General features: G+C 71.6%; 4 protein-coding genes. All 4 read left to right on the top strand.

Annotated elements, in window-relative coordinates; translation table 11 throughout:
* The gene (locus ACZ4XJ_RS32270) at positions 1–501 is read left to right on the top strand and encodes a PH domain-containing protein (protein WP_362876320.1); all 501 of its coding nucleotides are present in this window, start codon (positions 1–3) and stop codon (positions 499–501) included.
* Positions 498–2,054 carry a PH domain-containing protein gene (locus tag ACZ4XJ_RS32265; RefSeq protein WP_468498238.1) on the top strand — a complete coding sequence of 519 codons (1,557 nt, stop codon included), beginning with the start codon at positions 498–500 and terminating at the stop codon, positions 2,052–2,054. The genes ACZ4XJ_RS32270 and ACZ4XJ_RS32265 overlap by 4 nt, the downstream gene beginning before the upstream one ends.
* A gap of 323 nt (positions 2,055–2,377) precedes the next feature.
* Positions 2,378–4,222 (top strand): asparagine synthase (glutamine-hydrolyzing), encoded by a 1,845-nt coding sequence (gene asnB, locus ACZ4XJ_RS32260; protein WP_468498237.1) that lies wholly within the window; start codon positions 2,378–2,380, stop codon positions 4,220–4,222.
* Between the two features lie 265 nt (positions 4,223–4,487).
* Positions 4,488–20,635, top strand: a 16,148-nt coding sequence (locus tag ACZ4XJ_RS32255; protein ID WP_468498236.1) for a type I polyketide synthase, incomplete at its 3' end; no start/stop codon positions are given.

The following is a 20,635-nucleotide window of genomic DNA, read 5'->3' as shown; positions in this document are numbered from 1 at the left end:
GTGCCGCACAACGAAGAACTGAGGCTCCGACCTCCTCGCAACCGGGTCGAGACCCGGGCCATCGGCTGGTGGACGCTCCAGTCGTCCCTCTTCGCCCTGCCGCTCCCGCTCGTGTTCGGCGTGCTGTGGCTGACCATCGCGCCCGCACGCTTCGTGTTCGGCCCGCTCTTCCTCATCGCGCTCGTCCCCGGCCTGCTGTACATGGGCGTCATGCCGATCTGGCGCTACCGGGTGCACCGCTGGGAGATGACCGACGAGGCCGTCTACGCCGCCTCCGGCTGGCTCTGGCAGCGCTGGCGCGTCGTTCCCCTCTCCCGGGTCCAGACCGTCGACATGCTGCGCGGGCCCCTTCAGCAGATGTTCGGGCTCTCCGGGATCACCGTCACCAGCGCCTCCTCCGCGGGCGCCGTGAAGATCAAGGGCATCGACCACCGGACCGCCACCGAGCTCGTCGAGCAGCTGACCACGTCCACCCAGGCCGTACCGGGAGACGCCACGTGACACCGGACACCGCAGTGCGACAGCAGGAGTACACCGAGAGCGACGGATGGGGGCGGCTCAACCCCCGACTGTTCCTCGTCAACCTCAGCGTCGTCGCCACACCGCTGGCCACCTTCGGCGCCACCACCGTCATCACCGGCGAGGTCACCCTCCAAGTCCTGATCACCTTCGCCTCGTTCCTCATCACCTGCCTGGTCATCTCCGGCATCAGCCTGATGCGCCTGCTCACCACCCGGTACCGCATCACCGAGGACCGGGTGGAGCTCCACAAGGGCCGGTTCTTCCGCAGCGAACGCTCGGTCCCCGTCGACCGCATCCGCAGCGTCGACCTGACCGCCAACCCGCTCCACCGGATCTTCGGCCTGACCTCCCTGAAGATCTCCACCGGCGACCAGGCCACCTCCGGCGGCGGCCTCTCCCTGGACGGCCTCAGCACCCGCGACGCCGAAGAGCTGCGCCGCCGGCTCAGCGAACTCCGCCACGCCCGCCAGGGCCTGGAGACCGCCGACCCCGACACGGACGCCACCCTCGCCGCCCTCGACTGGGCGTGGCTGCGGTACGCGCCGCTCACCCTGTGGGGCGTCGGCGGTGTCTTCATCGCCGTCGGCACCGTCTACCGCACGCTGCACGAGATGAAGATCGACCCCCTCGAACTCGGCATCGTCAAGGACATCGAGGGGCGCTTCGGCTCCGTGCCGCTCTGGTACGGCCTGCTGCTCGCCTTCGCCGTCATCGTCCTGACCGGTGTCGCCGGCTCGACGGCGACCTTCATAGAGGGCTGGGGCGGCTACCACCTCGACCGCCCCGAGACGGGCATGCTCCGCGTCCGCCGCGGCCTGCTCATCACCCGCTCCGTCAGCATCGAGGAACAGCGGCTGCGCGGCGTCGAAGTGGCCGAGCCACTGCTGCTGCGCTGGGCCGGAGGCGCCCGCCTCAAGGCCGTCGCCAGCGGCTTGGGAGACGAGGACGAGAACAGCAGCCGCAGCCGCCTCACCCCGCCCGTACCGCTGGGCCTGGCCCGCCGGATCGCCGCCGACGTCCTCGGCGAGGACGCCGCCCCGACCACCGACGCGGAATTCGCGCCGCACCCCCGCGCCGCCCTGCGGCGCAGGATCAACCGCGCCCTGATCTGGTCGGTCCTGATCGCCGTTCCCTTCGTCGGGCTGGGCCTGTGGCTCACCCCCGTGCTCGTGCACACGGGCTGGATCACCGCCGTGGTCCTGTTCTCCGTCGGCCTGGCCTTCGCCTTCGACGCCTACCGCAACCTCGGCCACGCCCTGCACGGCCCCTACCTCGTCACCCGCGCCGGAACCTTCACCCGCCGCACCGCCGCCCTCCAGCGCGACGGGATCATCGGTTGGTCCATCACCCGTTCCGTTTTCCAGCGCCGGGCCGGCCTGTTCACCCTGGGTGCGGCGACGGCGGCGGGCGGCGGCGTGTACAAGGTTCGCGACGTGGCCGTCTCGGACGGGCTGGCGTTCGCGGAGGACGCCGTACCCGGCCTGTTGGCCCCGTTCATCGAACGGGTCCCGGCGGGAGCCGGCCGGGGGTAGCCGTACGGCGGTGACCCGACAGGCAGTGACCCGACAGGCGGTGTTCCGGCGGTGGTCGGGCTCGCGGGCGGAGGGGTGGTCCTCGTGACCACCCCTCCGCTTTTGCGTGCGCATACCTTCTTGTGGCAGCCCCGGGCGTTCCTTTATTCGGGCTTTACCTGGACCCCTCCGGGCATGAACTTCCTTTGCCTCGACTTGCCTTGTTCTTTGCGATAGGGGGTCGTAGGGGATGTGGGCCCCCGCGGTCCGGACCTAGCGTCGTGGCCGAACAGGCGCGTCCGCCGGGCGTCGGGAGGAAGCGCCGCGAGACTGAGGAGCACCACATGTGCGGCATCGCCGGCTGGATCGCCTACGACCGGGACCTGGCCCAGGAGACCTCGACCCTGGACCGCATGGTCCACACCCTGACCGGACGCGGACCCGACGCCGGAGGCAGGTGGATCGAAGGCCCCGCCGCACTCGGCCACCGCCGGCTCGCCGTGATCGACCTGGTCGGGGGCGTCCAGCCCATGCACGCCACCACCCCCGACGGCCGCGTCGCCCTGACCTACAGCGGCGAGGTGTACAACTTCGTCGAACTCCGCCAGGAACTGCGCGGACGCGGCCACCACTTCCGCACCTCCAGCGACACCGAAGTCGTACTCCACGCCTACCTGGAGTGGGGCGAGGCGATGGCCCCCCGACTCAACGGCATGTACGCCTTCGCCATCTGGGACGCCCGCACCCGCAAACTCGTCATGATCCGCGACCGGATGGGCGTCAAACCGCTCTTCTACCACCCCACCACCGACGGCGTGCTCTTCGCCTCCGAACCCAAGGCGATCTTCGCCAACCCCCTGGCCAAGCCCGTCGTCAGCGCCCGCGGCCTGCGCGAGTTCGTCGCCCTCCACCGGCCGCCCGGCGAAACCATCTGGGACGGCGTACGCGAAGTGGTCCCCGGCACCGTCGTCACCGTCGACCGGGCCGGCATCCGCAGCCACACCTACTGGCGGCTGGAGAGCCGCGAGCACACCGACGACCTCGACACCACCGTCGAACACGTCCGGGAACTCCTCGACGACAGCGTCGGCCGCCAACTCGTCGCCGACGTCCCCACCTGCGTCCTGCTCTCCGGCGGCCTCGACTCCAGCGCCGTCACCGGGATCGCCGCCCGGCACCGCGCCGCCGAAGGCCGCCCCCTGCACACCTTCGCCGTGGACTTCAGCGGCGCCTCGGACGACTTCGTCCCCACCGGCGTCCACGGCAGCCACGACGCCGACTTCGCCACCGCGATGGCCCGCCACGCCGGCACCGACCACACCGACATCGTCCTCAGTCCCGCCTCCGTCGCCGACCCCGAGGTGCGCCGCCAGGTGGTCATCGCCCGCGACAGCCCGGCCGGCCTCGGCGACATGGACGTCTCCCTCCACCTGCTGTTCAAAGCCATCCGCGAACGCTCCACCGTCGCCCTCTCAGGAGAAGCCGCCGACGAGGTCTTCGGCGGCTACGGCTGGCTCCACAACCCCACCGTCCAGAACAGCGACACCTTCCCCTGGATCACCGCCGGCATGATCGGCGCCACCCCCAACACCCAACCCGTCGAGATGTACAACCTCGACACCCTCATCGCGCTCAACCCGCTGGAAACCGTCGCCGACAACTACGCCACCGCCCTCGCCGAGATCGGCCGCGTGGACTCCGAGAGCCCGCACGAACAACGCATGCGCGTCATGTCGTACCTCCACCTCACCCGCTTCCTGCGGATGATGCTCGACCGCAAGGACCGCATGAGCATGGCCGTCGGACTGGAAGTGCGCGTCCCGTTCTGCGACCACCGACTCGTCGAATACGTCTACAACACGCCCTGGACGATGAAGACCTACGACGGCCGCGAGAAGAGCCTGCTGCGCGGCGCCACCAAGAACCTGCTCCCACGATCCGTGATCGAACGCACCAAGAGCCCCTACCCCGTCATCCAGGACTGGCGCTACGCCGAGGCCCTCCAGCGGCACGCCAAGGAACTCCTCGGCGAGGACGGCCCCGTCTTCCAGATCGTCAGCCGCGACTGGCTCGGCGAAACGGTACTGGCCACCCCCGAAAGCCTGACCCCCGCCGCCCGCAACGGATTGGAACGGGCCCTGGACACCGCGATCTGGCTGGACGTCTACCAGCCCGAGATCCGCATGTAGCACGGACCGCGCCACGGGCCGGCCGGGGAGACCCCCGCCGGCCCGCACCCGTTTCCCTTCACCACGGAAACCTTCCTCGGGATTCTTGCAATTACCCGCACTCCGAGGGCATTATGATCCAGTCGCACACACATATTCATCGCGCATTCCGCAGCGTCCCCGCATAGGGGCCCCTAGGGGCCTGTTAGGGGTTTCTGCGGCACCTTTCACGTGCCAGGGTCATAACCGGTCTTAGGTTTCTCTGCACGGAGTGATGGAGCGCGCGATGTTGAACGAATCCCAGGATTTCGCAGCCGAAATCGACGGCGCCCCCGAGGCCGGCGGAACCCAGGACGTCAGCAGCGGCGACAGCCCCGAACGGTGGCGCGAACGCCTCGCCGGCCTGACCGCGGGCGAACAACACACCACCCTGCTCGACTGGGTCTCCTCCCTGGTGATCGCCGCGCTCCGCGACAACGCGCCCGCCACGCTCGACGCCCACCGCTCCTTCCTCGACCTCGGCTTCGACTCCCTCGCCGCCGTCGACCTGCACGCCCGCCTCGTCGCCGACACCGGCCTGCGACTGCCCGTCACCCTCGCCTTCGACCACCCCACCCCCGCCCACCTCGCCCGCCGGATCCACGCCCTGCTCCTGGGCCTGACCAGCCCCGTAGAAACCCCCGTCGCCGCGGCCGTCAGCAGCGACGAGCCCATCGCCATCGTCGGCATCGGCTGCCGGTTCCCGGGCGACGTGCATTCCCCCGAAGCGCTCTGGGACCTCGTCGCCGCCGGCACCGACGCCATTTCCGAATTCCCCACCGGGCGCGGCTGGAACCTCGACTCGCTCTACGACCCGGACCCCGACAGCTCCGGCACCACGTATGCGCGCGAAGGCGGATTCCTCCACGACGCCGACCAATTCGACGCCGCGTTCTTCGGAATCTCCCCCCGCGAAGCCACGGCAATGGACCCGCAGCAACGCCTGCTGCTGGAAACCTCCTGGGAGGCCTTCGACCGGGCCGGAGTCGACCCCGCCCAGCTCCGCGGCGGACAGGTCGGCGTCTTCGTCGGCGCCGAAACCCAGGAATACGGCCCCCGCCTGGAGGACGCCGCCGACGGGTTCGAGGGCTACCTCCTCACCGGCAACGCGGCGAGCGTCGCCTCCGGCCGCATCGCCTACACCTTCGGCTTCGAGGGCCCCACCGTCACCGTCGACACCGCCTGCTCCTCCTCCCTGGCCGCCCTGCACCTCGCCGTCCAGGCCCTGCGCACCGGCGAATGCACGATCGCCCTCGCCGGCGGCGTCGCCGTCATGGCGAGCCCCGGCTCGTTCGTCTCCTTCAGCCGCCAGCGCGGCCTCGCCCCCGACGGCCGCTGCAAGCCCTTCGCGGCCGCCGCCGACGGCACCGCCTGGGGCGAAGGCGCCGGCATGCTCCTCGTGGAACGCCTCTCCGACGCCCGCGCCAACGGCCACCGCGTCCTGGCCGTCGTCCGCGGCACCGCCATCAACCAGGACGGCGCCTCCAACGGCCTGACCGCGCCCAGCGGCCCGGCACAGCAGCGCGTCATCCGCCAGGCCCTCGCCAACGCCCGCCTGTCGGCCGCCGACGTCGACGTCGTGGAAGCGCACGGCACCGGCACCACGCTGGGCGACCCGATCGAAGCGCAGGCGCTGCTGGCCACGTACGGCCAGGACCGGCCCGCGGACCGGCCGCTGTGGCTGGGCTCCCTCAAGTCGAACATCGGCCACACCCAGGCCGCCGCCGGCGTCGCCGGCGTCATCAAGATGGTCATGGCGATGCGGCACGGCGTCCTGCCCCGCACCCTGCACGTCGACGAGCCCACCCCGCACGTCGACTGGGAGGCGGGCGCCGTCTCCCTGCTGACCCGGTCCGTCGACTGGCCCGCCTCCGACGCCCCGCGCCGCGCGGGCGTCTCCTCCTTCGGCATGAGCGGCACCAACGCGCACGCCATCATCGAGGAGCCGCCGGCCGAAGACCGCGAGGACGCCGGCGAGGGAGCGGAGGGCGATACGGGAGACCGCGCGGCGGACAGCACGGCGGACGGCACGGCGCACGACACGGCGGACGAAACGCCGTCCCGGTCGGCCGAAGCACCCGCCGGCCCGCTGCCCTGGACCCTGTCCGCCAAGACCCCCGAAGCCCTGCGCGCCGCCGCCCGCCGCCTCGGCGACTGGCTCGACACCCGGCCCGAGGTCGACCCCCTCGACATCGGCCACTCCCTCGCCGCCACCCGCGGCCGCTTCGAACAGCGGGCCGTCATCCTCGGCGACGACCGCACCACCCTCGTGCAGGGCCTGCGCGCCCTCGCCGACGCCACCGACACACCCACCGTCATCCGCACCGAACCCGCGGCGGGCCGCCTCGCCGTCCTCTTCACCGGCCAGGGCAGCCAGCGCCTGGACATGGGCCGCGAACTCTACGAGACCTACCCGGTGTTCGCCGACGCCCTCGACGACACCTGCTGGTTCCTCGACGAACAGCTCGAACTCCCGCTCCAAAACGTCCTGTTCGCGGAGACCGGCACCCCCGAAGCGGCCCTCCTCCACCAGACCGGCTACACCCAGCCCGCCCTCTTCGCGATCGAGGTGGCCCTCTACCGCCTCGTCGAATCGTGGGGCGTGCGGCCCGACTTCGTGGCCGGCCACTCCGTGGGCGAAATCGCCGCCGCACACGTCGCCGGCGTGTTCTCCCTAGAAGACGCCTGCGCCCTGGTCGCGGCGCGTGGTCGGTTGATGCAGGCACTGCCGACCGGTGGCGTGATGATCGCGGTCCAGGCATCGGAGGACGAGGTCCTGCCGCTGCTGACGGACGGCGTGAGCATCGCCGCCGTCAACGGCCCGCAGTCGATCGTCATCGCCGGTGACGAGGACGCCGCCGTCGCGGTCGTGGAATCCCTCGGCGGACGCAAGAGCAAGCGGCTCACCGTCAGCCACGCCTTCCACTCGCCCCACATGGACGGCATGCTCGACGAGTTCCGACGCATCGCCCAGGTCCTCGACTACGCCCAGCCCACCCTCCCCGTCGTCTCCCTCCTCACCGGCACCACCGCCACCGCCGGCGAACTCGCCGACCCCGAGCACTGGGTCCGCCACGTCCGCGAAGCCGTCCGCTTCCTCGACGGCGTACGCACCCTCCAGGCGCGCGGCGCCGACTCCTTCCTGGAACTCGGCCCCGACCCCGTCCTCACGGCCCTCGCCCAGGACTGCCTGGTCACCGACCCGCAGGACCCCACGAACCCCGCCTTCGCCGCCGCACTGCGCTCCGGCCGCGCCGAGCCCGCCACCCTGCTCGACGCCGTCGCCCGCATGTTCGTCCGGGGCGCCGCCGCCGACTGGACCGCCTTCTACGCCGGTACGGGCGCCCGGAGCGTGGAACTGCCGACGTACGCCTTCCAGCGACAGCGCTACTGGATGGACGCCCGCACCCCCGCCGCCGAACCGGCCACGACGTCCGGGCACCGGACCGACCCGGCCGACAGCGCGTTCTGGGACGCGGTCGAACTCCAGGACGTGGCCGCGCTCGCCGCGACCCTCGAACTCGACGCGGACGGCGAGCAGCCGCTGAGCGACGTCGTGCCGGCCCTGTCGGCCTGGCGCCGCCGCGTACGCACCCGCTCCACGGTGGACGGCTGGCGCTACCGCGACGCCTGGAAGCCGCTGACGGACGCCGCGAACGGCGCGGGTGTGCGGCTGTCGGGTGTCTGGCTGGTGGTGGTTCCTGCCGGAGGCGTGGATGACGCGGCTGTGGTGGGTGCGTTGGTCGGGTGTGGGGCCGAGGTGCGCCGGGTGGTGGTCGAACCGGGTACCGAGAGGGAGTCCTTGGCCGGTCTGTTGTCGGGTGCGGGCTCTGTGGCCGGTGTGGTGTCGCTGCTGGCTTTGGGGGAGTCGGCGGGTGTCGTTCAGAGTGCTGTTCTGGTGCAGGCGTTGGGTGATGCCGGGGTGGGGGCGCCGTTGTGGTGCCTGACCCGTGGTGCGGTGAGTGTGGGTCGTTCGGACCGGTTGGTGTCGGCGGTTCAGGCGCAGGTGTGGGGTCTGGGTCGTGTGGCGGCGGTGGAGGTTCCGGAGCGTTGGGGTGGTCTGGTGGACCTTCCCGAGGTGTGGGACGAGCGGGCGATGGGCCGCTTGGCGGGTGTGTTGGCCGGTGGTTCTGTCGGTGAGGACCAGGTCGCGGTGCGTTCCTCGGGCGTCTTCGGGCGTCGTTTGGTGCGTGCGGTGGCGGGGGGTACGGATTCTTGGGTGCCGTCGGGGACGGTGTTGGTGACCGGTGGTACGGGTGCGCTGGGTGGTCGGGTGGCCCGGTGGTTGGCCGGGGCGGGTGCCGGGCGTCTGGTGCTGACCAGTCGTCGGGGTGTGGACGCTGCGGGTGCGGCCGAGTTGGTTGCCGAGTTGTCGGAGCTTGGTGTCGAGGTGTCGGTGGTGGCGTGTGATGCCGCTGACCGGGATGCGTTGGGTGCGCTGCTGGCCGCCGAGGCGGACACGTTGACGGCGGTGGTGCATACGGCTGGGATCCTGGACGACGGGGTGCTCGACGCTCTGACTCCGGAGCGGTTCGAAGGCGTACTGCGGGCCAAGGCGGTTTCCGCGCTGAACCTGCACGAGCTGACCCTCGAGCTGGGTATCGAGTTGTCCGCGTTCGTGCTGTTCTCCTCGATGAGCGGCACGGTGGGTGCGGCCGGTCAGGGCAACTATGCTGCCGCGAACGCCTATTTGGACGCGTTGGCTGAGCAGCGTCGTGCTGCCGGTCTGGTCGCGACGTCGATCGCGTGGGGTCCGTGGGCCGAGGGCGGCATGGCGGCCGATGAGGCGATGGACGCCCGGATGCGCCGCGAAGGTGTTCCGCCCATGGCGCCCGACGACGCAATCGCCGCACTGGCGCTGGCCGTTGGCATGGGCGAAGCCGCCCTGACCGTCGCGGACATCGACTGGGACCGCTTCGCGGCCGTCGTGGCCGCCGTCCGGCCCAACCCGCTCGTCCGCGGCCTCCTCACCGCCGCATCGGCGGGCGAAGCCGCAGTCACCGGCCACGGCACCGTGGTGACGGGCGCCGACGTCGCGGGGGCCACCTTCGCGAAGCTGGCCGAACTGCCCCGGGCCGAACAGGACCGGGAACTGCTCGCCCTGGTCCGTACCCAGGTCGCCTCCGTACTCGGACACGAAGGCGTGGACGCCGTCGGCGCCGAACGCGCCTTCAAGGAGCTCGGGTTCGACTCCCTGACCGCCGTCGACCTGCGCAACCGCATGGGCGCGGCCACCGGGCTCAAGCTGCCCACCACCCTCGTCTACGACTACCCGACCTCGTCGGCCCTCGCCGGCTACCTGCGGGGCGAACTCGTGGGCAGCGGTGCGACGGCCGCGGACCCCGCGCTGCCGGAGCCCGCGACCGCCGCGCCGACCGACGGCGATCCGATCGCGATCGTCGCGATGAGCTGCCGCTTCCCCGGCGGTGTACGGACCCCCGAAGACCTCTGGCGTCTGCTCGCGCAGGGTACGGACGCGGTCGACGGGTTCCCGGCCGACCGCGGCTGGAACCTCGACGCCCTCTACGACGCCGACCCGAGCACGCAGGGCACCTCGTACGCCCGCGAAGGCGGCTTCCTCTACGACGTCGCCGACTTCGACGCCGACTTCTTCGGGATCTCGCCGCGCGAGGCCCTCGCCATGGACCCGCAGCAGCGGCTGCTGCTGGAGACCTCGTGGGAGGCCTTCGAGCGCGCCGGCATCGACCCCGCCGCGCTCAAGGGCAGCCGGGCGGGCGTGTTCGTCGGGACCAACGGACAGGACTACCTGTCCCTCGTCGCCAGCGAGACCGACGGTCTCGAAGGACACGTCGGCACGGGCAACGCCGCGAGCGTGGTGTCCGGTCGTCTCTCGTACGTGTTCGGGCTGGAAGGACCGGCCATCACGGTCGACACCGCCTGCTCCTCGTCGCTCGTCGCCCTCCACCTGGCGGTGCAGGCGCTCCGCCAGGGCGAGTGCACCATGGCGCTCGCCGGTGGTGTGACCGTGATGTCCACCCCGGATGCCTTCATCGACTTCAGTCGTCAGCGCGGGCTGGCGGCCGATGGTCGGATCAAGGCGTTCGCGGAGGGTGCGGACGGTACGGGTTGGGGTGAGGGTGTCGGCATGCTGCTCGTGGAGCGGCTGTCGGATGCTCGTCGCAACGGGCATCCGGTGTTGGCGGTGGTGCGTGGTTCGGCGATCAATCAGGACGGTGCGAGTAATGGTTTGACGGCGCCGAACGGGCCGTCGCAGCAGCGGGTGATCCGGCAGGCGTTGGCCAGTGCGGGGTTGTCGGCGGCCGAGGTGGACGCGGTGGAGGCGCACGGTACGGGTACCCGTCTGGGGGACCCGATCGAGGCGCAGGCGTTGTTGGCGACGTACGGGCAGGAGCGGGCGGAGGGTCTGCCGTTGCTGCTGGGTTCGGTGAAGTCGAACATCGGGCACACGCAGGCTGCCGCCGGTGTGGCGGGTGTGATCAAGATGGTCATGGCGATGCGGCACGGTGTGCTGCCCCGCACGCTGCACGTGGACGCGCCCACGCCGCACGTCGACTGGACCGCCGGAGACGTCGAGCTGCTGGCCGAGCAGCGGGACTGGCCGGCAACCGGCCGTCCGCGCCGGGCCGGCGTGTCCTCCTTCGGACTGAGCGGCACCAACGCCCACACCATCATCGAAGAGGCCCCGCTCCCGGCCGAGGCCACGGCCACCGAGCGGCGCACCGCAGGCAGCCCTCCGGTCCTGCCGTACGTCGTCACCGGGAAGAACCCCGCCGGGCTGCGCGCCCAAGCGGAGCAGCTCGCGTCGTGGCTCGCCGACACCCCGCAGGCCGATGTCCTGGACACCGCGTACTCGCTCGCAGTCCAGCGGTCGAAGTTCGAGACCCGAGCCGTGCTGGTCGCGGGCACCGAAGACCGCGAGGCGCTGACGGCCCGCCTGCGCGGGCTCGCGGCGGCGGGCGAGCCCGCGCCGGGCCTCGTGCAGGGCACGGTGTCGGGCGGCGGACTGGCCTTCCTGTTCACCGGACAGGGCAGCCAGCGCCTCGGCACGGGGCGCGAACTCTACGCCGACCAGCCGGTGTTCGCCGACGCGCTGGACGCGGTGTGCGCACGTCTCGACTCGCAGCTCGATGTGCCGTTGCAGGACGTCCTGTTCGGGTCGGACGCGGCCCTGTTGAACGAGACGCGGTTCACGCAGCCGGCCTTGTTCGCGGTCGAGGTCGCCTTGTTCCGGCTGCTCGAATCGTGGGGCGTCCGGCCGGACTTCGTGTCGGGACACTCCATCGGTGAGATCGCCGCCGCGCACGTGGCGGGGGTGCTGTCGCTGGACGACGCGTGTGTGTTGGTGGCGGCGCGGGGGCGATTGATGCAGGCCCTGCCGGGCGGTGGCGCGATGATCGCCGTACAGGCATCCGAGGACGAGATCCTGCCGCTGCTGACCGACCGGGTGAGCATCGCCGCCGTCAACGGCCCGCAGGCCGTAGTCATCGCGGGCGACGAGGATGCCGCGGCGGCCATCGCCGCATCGCTCACCGGCCGCAAGACCAAGCGACTGCCGGTGAGCCACGCCTTCCACTCGCCGCACATGGACGCCATGCTGGACGACTTCAGCCAGGTCGTGGCGGGGCTGTCGTACGCGGCCCCGCGGATACCGCTGGTGTCGAACCTGACCGGCGCTCTCGTCACCGACGAGATGACCTCGGCCGAGTTCTGGGTCCGACACGTCCGGGAGGCCGTGCGCTTCCTCGACGGCGTGCGGACCCTGGAGACGGCCGGCGTCTCGACGTACGTCGAGATCGGCCCCGACGGCGTACTGTCCGCCCTGGCCCAGGACTGCCTGACCGCCGACGTGGACACCGTCTTCGTGCCGGTGCTGCGCGACGGCCGCGCGGAAGCCGAGTCGACGCTCACCGCTGTCGCCGAGGCGCACGTACGGGGTGCGCAGGTGGACTGGTCCGCCTGGTTCGCCGGTACGGGCGCCGCGCCGGGAGAGCTGCCCACGTACGCCTTCCAGCGGCAGCGTTTCTGGCCGGAGACGGCCGCGCCGGGCGGCGCTCCCGTGCCCGCACGGGCGGTCGACGGGGTGGACGCGCGGTTCTGGGAAGCGGTGGAACGCGGCGACCTCGCCTCCCTGCTGTCCGAACTGGACGTGGCCGACGACGCGAGCTTCAGCGACTTCGTACCCGCGCTGTCGGCCTGGCGTCGGCAGAACCAGGAACAGGCGCAGATCGACGGCTGGCGCTACCGGGAGTCGTGGAAGCCGCTCACGGCGGCGGCGCTGACCTCCAGTGCGCCGGGCGGCCAGTGGCTCGTCGTCGTACCCGCCGCGCACGAGGACTCCTTGACGGCGGCCGTGGCGGACGGCCTGGCCGGACGGGGAGCCGAGGTCCGGCGCGTGGTGGTCGACGCCGCCTCGGAGCGGGCTGCTCTGGCCGGTCTGCTGTCGGGTGCGGGCCCCGTGGCCGGTGTGGTGTCGCTGCTGGCTCTGGATGAGGCGGCGGGTGTCGTCGACACCGCTGTTCTGGTGCAGGCGTTGGGTGATGCCGGGGTGGGGGCGCCGTTGTGGTGCCTGACGCGTGGTGCGGTGAGTGTGGGTCGTTCCGACGTCCTGGTGTCGGCGGTCCAGGCGCAGGTGTGGGGTCTGGGTCGTGTGGCGGCGTTGGAGGTTCCGGAGCGTTGGGGTGGTCTGGTCGACCTTCCCGAAGCGTGGGACCAGCGGACCCTGGCAAGGCTGGCCGGTGTCCTGGCCGGGGGAGCCGCTGCTGAGGACCAGCTCGCGATCCGCGCCTCCGGGGTCTTCGGCCGTCGCCTCGTGCGCGCGGTACGTGCCGAGGGCTCCGCGTCCTGGACACCGTCGGGGACCGTGCTGGTGACCGGTGGTACGGGTGCGCTGGGTGGTCGGGTCGCGCGGTGGTTGGCCGGGGCGGGTGCCGGGCGTCTGGTGCTGACCAGTCGTCGGGGTGGGAACGCTGCGGGTGCGGCCGAGTTGGTTGCCGAGTTGTCGGAGCTTGGTGTCGAGGTGTCGGTGGTGGCGTGTGATGCCGCTGACCGGGATGCGTTGGGTACGCTGCTGGCCGCCGAGGCCGACACGCTGACGGCGGTCGTGCATACGGCTGGGATCCTGGACGACGGGGTGCTCGACGCTCTGACTCCGGAGCGGTTCGAGTCCGTGTTGCGGGCCAAGGCGGTTTCCGCGCTGAACCTGCACGAGCTGACCGTCGAGCTGGGTATCGAGTTGTCCGCGTTCGTGTTGTTCTCCTCGATGAGCGGCACGGTGGGCGCGGCCGGCCAGGGCAACTATGCTGCCGCGAACGCCTATTTGGACGCGTTGGCCGAGCAGCGTCGTGCTGCCGGTCTGGTCGCGACGTCGATCGCGTGGGGTCCGTGGGCCGAGGGCGGCATGGCCGCCGACGAAGCCCTTGAGACCCGGATGCGTCGGGACGGCGTACCGCCCATGGACGCCCCTCGGGCGATCCGAGCCCTCGGGCAGGCCGTCGGGTCCCGGGATGCCGTCGTCACGGTGGCCGACGTCGCCTGGGACCGGTACCTGGAACAGCACACCGCCGTACGCCGCAGCGAACTGTTCAGCGACCTCAGCGAGGTACGTGCGACCCGCGCGGCGGCGCAGGCCCGATCCGACGCCCACGGACAGGCCGACGCCCCCACCGGCCGGCCCCTGACCCTCTCCGGCCGCCTCGCCGTACTCGCGCCCGCCGAGCAGGAGCGGGAGCTGCTCACCCTGGTCCGCACGCACGTGGCCGCCGTACTCGGCCACGACGGCTCCGCAGCGGTCGGCGCGGAACGCGCCTTCAAGGAGCTGGGGTTCGACTCGCTCACGGCGGTCGAGCTGCGCAACCGCCTCGCCGCGGCGACGGAGCTGCGGCTTCCCACCACGCTGGTCTACGACCACCCCACCTCCGCCGCCCTGGCCGACCACCTCCGCGCCGAGCTCGTGGGCGGCGTCGCCGTCTCCGGCGCGCTGCTGCCCGTCGCTTCGGCCGTCGACGGCGATCCCATCGCGATCGTCGCGATGAGCTGCCGCTTCCCCGGCGGCGTACGGACCCCCGAAGACCTGTGGCAGCTGCTCGCGGACGGTACGGACGCCGTCGCCGGGTTCCCGGCCGACCGCGGCTGGGACCTGGAGCGGCTCTACAGCCCCGACCCCGACCGGACGGGCACCTCGTACACGCGTGAGGGTGGATTCCTCGCCGACGCGGCGCACTTCGACGCCGACTTCTTCGGGATCTCCCCGCGCGAGGCCATGGCGATGGACCCGCAGCAGCGGCTGCTGCTGGAGACCTCGTGGGAGGCGTTCGAGCGGGCCGGCATCGACGCCGGGACCCTGCGCGGCAGCCGCGCCGGCGTCTTCATCGGAACCAACGGCCAGGACTACCTGTCCCTGGTGGCCCGTGAACAGGACGGTCTGGAAGGCCACGTCGGCACCGGCAACGCGGGAAGCGTCATGTCCGGACGCCTCTCCTACGTGTTCGGCCTCGAAGGTCCGGCGGTCACGGTCGACACCGCCTGCTCCTCGTCGCTCGTCGCCCTGCACTGGGCCGTGCAGGCGCTGCGGCAGGGGGAGTGCACCCTGGCGCTCGCCGGTGGCGTGACGGTCATGTCGACGCCCGAGAACTTCATCGACTTCAGTCGTCAGCGCGGGCTGGCGGCCGATGGTCGGATCAAGGCGTTCGCGGAGGGTGCGGACGGTACGGGTTGGGGTGAGGGTGTCGGCATGCTGCTCGTGGAGCGGCTGTCGGACGCGCGTCGCAACGGGCATCCGGTGTTGGCGGTGGTGCGTGGTTCGGCGATCAATCAGGACGGTGCGAGCAATGGCTTGACGGCGCCGAACGGGCCGTCGCAGCAGCGGGTGATCCGGCAGGCGTTGGCCAGTGCGGGGTTGTCGGCGGCCGAGGTGGACGCGGTGGAGGCGCACGGTACGGGTACCCGTCTGGGGGACCCGATCGAGGCGCAGGCGTTGTTGGCGACGTACGGGCAGGAGCGGGCGGAGGGTCTGCCGTTGCTGCTTGGTTCGGTGAAGTCGAACATCGGGCACACGCAGGCTGCCGCCGGTGTGGCGGGTGTGATCAAGATGGTCATGGCGATGCGGCACGGTGTGCTGCCCCGCACGCTGCACGTGGACGCGCCCACACCGCACGTCGACTGGACCGCCGGAGACGTCGAGCTGCTGACCGAATCCGTGCGGTGGCCCGAGACCGGCCGTCCGCGCCGGGCCGGCGTTTCCTCGTTCGGCATCAGCGGCACCAACGCCCACACCATCATCGAGCAGGCGCCGGACGCCGAGACTCCCGCGAACGCCCGGCCGCTGCCCACCGTGCAGCCGGCACGCGTCGTTCCGTACCTTCTCTCCGGCAAGACCGACGAAGCCCTCCGGGCACAGGCCGCGGCTCTGGTCGCACACCTGGACGCCGCCAACGAAGGCGGCGACGCGGACGCGGACGCGGCGGACACGACCGCGGCCGACACGACCGCGATCGACGTGGCGTACTCCCTGGCCACCGGCCGCGCACGCCTCGACCACCGCGCCGCCGCCCTCCTGACCTTCGGCGAGGACGCGGACCTGCGGACCGCCCTCGCACACCTCGCCGCCGGCGAGACCTCGCCCCGACTCACCACGGGAACGGCCCACGACGGCCGCACCGCCTTCCTGTTCACGGGCCAGGGCAGCCAGCGGCTCGGGATGGGCCGCGAACTGTACGACGCCTACCCGGTGTTCGCCGACGCGCTGGAAGCCGTCTGTGCCCACCTGGACACGCTGACCGAACTCCCGCTGCGGGAAGTCCTGTTCGGTTCGGATGCGGCTCTGTTGGACGAGACGCGGTTCACGCAGCCGGCTTTGTTCGCGGTCGAGGTGGCCTTGTTCCGGCTGCTCGAATCCTGGGGTGTCCGGCCGGACTTCGTGTCGGGGCATTCGATCGGTGAGATCGCTGCCGCGCATGTGTCCGGTGTGCTGTCGTTGGATGACGCGTGCGCGTTGGTGGCGGCGCGTGGTCGGTTGATGCAGGCGCTGCCGGCCGGTGGCGTGATGATCGCGGTGCAGGCGTCGGAGGACGAGGTCCTGCCGCTGTTGACGGACCGGGTGAGCATCGCGGCCGTCAACGGGCCGCAGTCGGTGGTGATCGCGGGTGATGAGGACGCCGCCGTCGCGGTGGTGGAATCGCTCGTCGGCCGCAAGAGCAAGCGGCTGCCCGTGAGCCACGCGTTCCACTCGCCGCGCATGGACGACATGCTGGACGACTTCCGCCAGATCGTGGAAGGGCTGACGTTCGCCGATCCGACCATCCCGGTCGTGTCGAACCTGACCGGCGCCCTCGTCGTCGACGGCGAGATGGGCTCGGCAGACTTCTGGGTGCGGCACGTACGGGACGCGGTCCGCTTCCTGGACGGAGTCCGCGCCCTGGAGGCCGCGGGCGTGACGACGTACGTCGAACTGGGGCCGGACGGTGTGCTGTCCGCCCTCACGCAGGAGTGCGTGACGGACGAGGCCGCTGCGGTCGTCGTCCTGCCCGTGCTGCGCAAGGGCCGCGCCGAGGCCGAGAGCGTCGTCACCGCCCTCGCCCAGGCCCACGTGCACGGTGTTGACGTCGACTGGTCGGCGTTCTTCGCGGGGACGGGCGCCCGACGCGTCGACCTGCCGACGTACGCCTTCCAGCGACAGCGGTTCTGGCCCAGCGCGACGCTGGTCGCCACCGGCGACGCGGAGGCGATCGGCCTCGGCGACGCCGGACACCCGCTGCTGGGCGCGACGGTCGCGCTCGCCGATTCCGAAGGCGCGATCCTGGCGGGCCGGCTGTCGCTGGACACGCACCCCTGGCTCGCCGACCACACGATCCACGGTGGGGTGCTGCTGCCGGGCACGGCTTTCGTGGAGCTGGCGGTTCGGGCCGGTGACCAGGTCGGCTGCGATGTGGTCGAGGAGCTGACGCTGGAGGCCCCGCTGGTCCTGCCGGAGCACGGCGGCGTCCAGCTCCAGCTCGTGGTCGAGGCGCCGAACGCCTCCGGCAGCCGAGCGTTCGCCGTGTACTCCAGGCTCCAGGACGGACCCACGGAGGAGCTGTGGACGCGTCACGGGTCCGGTGTGCTGGCCGTGGGTGCCGGATCGGAGGCCGCGGCCGGGTTCGAAGAGTTGGCGGTGTGGCCGCCGGTCGACGCCGTCGCGGTGGACGTGAGTGGGTTGTACGAGGAGCTGGCCGCGGCCGGTGTCACCTACGGGCCCCTGTTCCAGGGGCTGAAGGCCGCCTGGCGGCGCGGGAGTGACCTGTTCACGGAGGTCGTGCTCCCGGAGGACGGCCGCCGCGACGCGGCGCGGTTCGGTCTGCATCCGGCGCTGCTCGACGCGGGCCTGCACGCCATCGGCCACGGCGAGTCCGACGCGATCGCGCAGGGGGCGCTACTGCCGTTCTCGTGGTCCGGTGTTTCGTTGTTCGCGGGGGGTGCTTCGGCGCTGCGGATGCGGTTGACGCCGGTGTCCGCGGAGGATCCGCACACGTTGGGGTTGTTGGTCGCGGATGAGTTCGGGCGGGCGGTGGCGGCGGTGGAGTCGTTGACGTTGCGGCCGGCCTCGGCCGAGCAGGTCAACGCCGCTACCGGTGGCCATGTCGAGTCCCTGTTCCGTGTCGCATGGGTGCCCGCGCCGATCGTGGCTGCCCCGACCGGCCTTCGTTGGGCCGTCCTGGGCCGCGATGAGCTCGGCTTGGGCGGCACGGGTGCGCTGGTCACCGTGTACGCCGACGCGGACGCGCTGGGTACGGCGCTGGACGCGGGGGAGCCGGTCCCGGACGCGGTCTTCGTGCTGCCGGGCGTGCTTTCGCTCGCCGGGGACACCGTGGGCTCCGTCCACGCGGCGGTGAACGGCGCGCTGGAGTTGGTGCAGGGGTGGCTTGGCGACGATCGGTTCGCGGGTACGCGTCTGGTGTGGGTGACGTCGGGTGCGGTGGCCGTGGGTGCGGGGGAGGGTGGGCGGGATCTGGCGGGTGGCGCGGTGCGCGGTCTGCTGAGGTCGGCGCAGTCGGAGAACCCGGGCCAGGTCGTGATGCTGGACGTGGACGGGCACGTGGACGCGGCTTCGGCAGTCGGTTTTGCCGCCGCGTTGGCGTCCGGTGAGCCGGAGTTGGCGGTCCGGGATGGTGTGGTCAGCGTGCCGCGTCTGGTGCGCGTGCCGTCCGTGGACGCTGCTTCCGAGGCCCGGATCAGCCTGGGCGACCCGTCGGGCACGGTGCTGGTCACGGGTGCCACGGGCAGTTTGGGCCGGTTGTTCGCCCGCCACCTGGTGACCGCGTACGGGGTGCGGCGGCTGCTGCTCACCAGCCGGCGCGGTCCGGAGGCGCAGGGAGCCGAGGAACTGGTCGCCGAACTCGTCGGGTTGGGCGCGCACGTCGACCTCGTCGCCTGCGACATCGCCGACCGGGATGCGCTGGCCGTCGTACTGGCGTCCGTACCGGCCGAGCACCCGCTGTCCGCTGTGGTGCACACCGCGGGAGTCCTGGACGACGGCGTGCTCTCCTCGCTCACCCCTGAGCGAGTGGCCGCTGTTCTGCGTCCGAAGGTCGATGCGGCCTGGAACCTGCACGAACTCACCCGCGCACTCGACCTCTCGGCGTTCGTCCTGTTCTCGGGTGCGGCTGCGGCGTTCGGTGCGGCCGGGCAGGCGAACTACGCGGCGGCCAATGCCTTCTTGGAGGTGCTGGCCGAGCAGCGTCGCGCCGAGGGTCTTGCGGCCACCGCGCTCGCCTGGGGTCTGTGGGCCCCGCAGGCGGGCAGTGACAGCGGAATGGCGGCGACCCTCGACGAGGTCGATCTGCGGCGTATCGCACGGGACGGCGTTGCTGCGCTGGCTGCCGACGAGGGGCTTGGGCTCTTCGACCTGGCCATGGGACTCGATGCGGCGGTGTTGGTGCCGATGCATCTGGACGTGTCGGTGTTGCGTGCGCAGGCGGTGTCGTCGGGTTCGGTGCCGGCGTTGTTGCGTGGGTTGGTGCGGGTGCCGGCGCGGCGGATGGTTGAGCGGCGTGCGGGTGGGGCGGCTGATGTCGGGTCCTCGCCGCTGGTGGCTCGGTTGCTCGGGTTGCATGTCGCGGAGCACGAGGGCGTGTTGCTGGAGCTGGTGTGCGGTCGGGTGGCCGCGGTGCTCGGTCACACGGGTGCTGAGGCGGTGGATGCCGAGCGGGCGTTCCGGGATCTTGGTTTCGACTCGCTGACGGCTGTGGAACTGCGCAACGTGCTGAAGGCGGAGACCGGCCTGCGGCTCCCGCCGACACTGATCTTCGACTACCCGACGCCACACGCTCTCGCCCGCCACCTGCTGAACGAACTTGCGGTGACCGGCGGTCCCGCTGCACCCGGAGAGCACGGCCCGAGGACGCCGGTGCGGACCTCCGTGGGCGTGGCCGACGACCCGATCGTGATCGTGGGTATGGGGTGCCGGTTCCCGGGCGGTGTCCGGACGCCGGAGGACCTGTGGCAGCTGGTTTCCTCGGGTGGGGACGGGATTACGGGCTTCCCGACCGACCGTGGTTGGAACGTGGAGGGGCTGTATCACCCGGATCCGGATCACGCGGGTACGTCGTACACGCGTGAGGGTGGGTTCCTGCACGATGCGGCGGAGTTCGATCCGGCGTTCTTCGGGATCTCGCCGCGCGAGGCCCTCGCCATGGATCCGCAGCAGCGGTTGCTGTTGGAGACGTCGTGGGAGGCGTTCGAACGGGCGGGGATCGACCCGACGTCGATGCGCGGTACCCGGACCGGCGTGTTCGCCGGCGTCATGTACCACGACTACGTCACCGGGATAGGCATCGGGGACGGCGCCGGCAACGGAGACGAACTGCCCGAGGGAGTGGAGGGTTACCTCGGCACCGGAAACGCGGGCAGCATCGCCTCCGGCCGTATTGCCTACACCTTCGGGCTTGAGGGGCCGGCGGTGACGGTGGACACGGCGTGCTCGTCGTCGTTGGTGGCTCTGCACTGGGCGATCCAGGCGTTGCGGCAGGGCGAGTGCGACATGGCGCTGGCCGGTGGTGTGGCGATCATGGCGACGCCGGAGACGTTCATCGACTTCAGTCGTCAGCGTGGTCTGGCCTCCGACGGTCGGTGCAAGTCCTTCGCGGACGGTGCGGACGGCACGGGGTGGGCCGAGGGCGCGGGGATGTTGCTCGTGGAGCGGCAGTCGGACGCGGTGCGCAACGGGCATCGGGTGCTGGCTGTGGTGCGGGGTTCGGCGGTCAACCAGGACGGTGCGAGCAACGGTCTGACGGCGCCGAACGGGCCTTCGCAGCAGCGGGTCATTCGTGAGGCGCTGGCCAGTGCAGGGTTGTCGGGCGCGGATGTGGACGCGGTGGAGGCGCACGGTACGGGTACCCGTCTGGGGGACCCGATCGAGGCGCAGGCGCTCCTCGCGACGTA

The organism is Streptomyces sp. NPDC029836 (assembly GCF_055574495.1).
Note: the sequence above shows the minus strand (reverse complement) of the source record. Positions and strands in the feature narration are given on the sequence as shown.